Annotated in this window: 2 protein-coding genes; one reads left to right on the top strand and one right to left on the bottom strand. The window is 71.9% G+C overall.

All coding sequences use genetic code 11. The features are described 5' to 3' along the window. Positions 1-582, top strand: a 582-nt coding sequence (locus tag ACOJSN_RS23695; RefSeq protein WP_420114945.1) for a glycerophosphodiester phosphodiesterase, incomplete at its 5' end; no start/stop codon positions are given. 9 nt (positions 583-591) lie between these two features. Here the strand turns inward: ACOJSN_RS23695 and ACOJSN_RS23690 are convergent. Continuing rightward, the coding region (locus tag ACOJSN_RS23690) for a CCA tRNA nucleotidyltransferase (protein WP_420114944.1) at positions 592-1,869 on the bottom strand (1,278 nt) is incomplete at its 5' end.

The following is a 1,869-nucleotide window of genomic DNA, read 5'->3' as shown; positions in this document are numbered from 1 at the left end:
GAACGCACCGCCGTCGAGCTGGCCGCGCTCGACGCCGGCGGTGGCGAGCGGGTGCCCACGCTCGAGGAGGTGCTGGCGCTGGCGGCCGGCAAGGTACGGGTGAACATCGAGATCAAGGACCCCGAGGTGGTCGACGCGATCATCGAGACCGTCGCGATGTTCGACGATCTCGACTGGTTCGCCTCCGGCGCACACTGGGACGCGCTCACCGACCTGCGCGAGCGCACCGGCGCCGAGGTGTACCCGCTCTCGCTCGGCGTCGCCGAGAACGGTGCGAAGCTGATCGAGCGGTACCGCGACCAGATCACCGACGAGCAGGCTGCGAGCATCCGGACCTACGCGAGCGACTGGACCGTGGCGATGGAGCGGGCCCTCGCGATCGGGGCGCGCGGGCTGTCGATCTACGAGGTCGGCCTCACGCCCGAGATCGTCGCCGCGCTCCACGCCGCCGGGCTCGAAGCCTGGGTGTGGACCGTGAACGATCCGGCCCGCGCGGTCGAGATCGCCGCGATGGGCGCGGACGCGATCTGCACCGACGCGCCCGCGGAGGTGCTCGCGGCACTCGAGGACGCGGCTGCCTGAGTCAAGCGCTCAGGACTCCCGCGCCGCCCACCACGCGAGCAGCTCCTCGCGGGCGCGCTCCTCGCCGAGCGGGCCCTCCTCCATCCGGAGGGCGAGCAGGTGCTTGTACGCGGCGCCCACGTCGCGGCCCGGCGGGATGCCGAGGATCTCCATGATCTGGGTGCCGTCGAGATCCGGGCGGATCGCGCGGATCTCCTCCTGCTCGGCGAGCTCGGCGATGCGGCGCTCGAGGTCGTCGTAGGCGTGCGCCAACCGGGCGGCCTTGCGCTGATTGCGGGTGGTGCAGTCGGCGCGGGTCAACCGGTGCAGCCGCTCAAGCTGGTCGCCGGCATCGGTCACATAGCGGCGCACGGCGGAGTCGGTCCAGGAGGCCTCGCCGTACCCGTGGAAGCGCAGGTGCAGGAACACCAGGTGCGAGACCGCTTCGGTGGTGGCCTTGTCGAACTTGAGCGCGCGCATCCGCTTGCGGGTCAGCTTGGCGCCGACCACCTCGTGGTGGTGGAAGCTCACGCCGCCGCCGGGCTCCATCCGGCGCGTGGCGGGCTTCCCGATGTCGTGCAGCAGCGCCGCGAGGCGGAGCACCAGATCGGGGCCGGGGACCTCGCCGTCGGGGCCGGTCTCGAGCGCGATCGCCTGGTCCACCACGGTGAGCGTGTGCTCGTAGACGTCCTTGTGGCGGTGGTGCTCATCGATCGTCAGCTGCAGCCCCGGCAGCTCGGGCAGCACCACATCGGCCAGGCCCGTGAACGTCATCAGCTCCAGCCCCGCGCGAGGCCGGTCGGCCAGCAGGAGCTTCACCAGCTCGGCCTGCACCCGCTCGGCGGAGACGATCGCGAGCCGCTCCGCCATCGCCGTCATGGCCGAGAAGGTCGTCTCCTCCACCTCGAACCCGAGCTGGGCAGCGAACCGGGCGGCGCGCATCATCCGCAGCGGGTCGTCCGCGAAGCTCTGCTCGGGCGCCACCGGGGTGCGCAGCACTCTGTCCGCGAGGTCGGCGAGTCCGCCGAACGGGTCCACGAACGCCAGGTCCGGCAACCGCACCGCCATCGCGTTCACGGTGAAGTCGCGCCGCGACAGGTCGCCCTCGAGCGTGTCGCCGTAGGAGACCTCCGGCTTGCGCGACGTGGGGTCGTAGGTGTCGGTGCGGTAGGTGGTGACCTCGGCGATCACCTCGCCCTTGCGCGCGCCGATGGTGCCGAACTCGCGACCCATGTCCCAGGTGGCGGTGCCCCAGTCGGCGAGGATGCGCTCGGTGTCGTCCGGGCGTGCGGAGGTCGCGAAGTCGAG

Origin of the sequence: Pseudactinotalea sp., from assembly GCF_048594945.1 — a bacterium.
Classification (GTDB): Bacteria; Actinomycetota; Actinomycetes; order Actinomycetales; family Beutenbergiaceae; genus Pseudactinotalea.
Note: the sequence above shows the minus strand (reverse complement) of the source record. Positions and strands in the feature narration are given on the sequence as shown.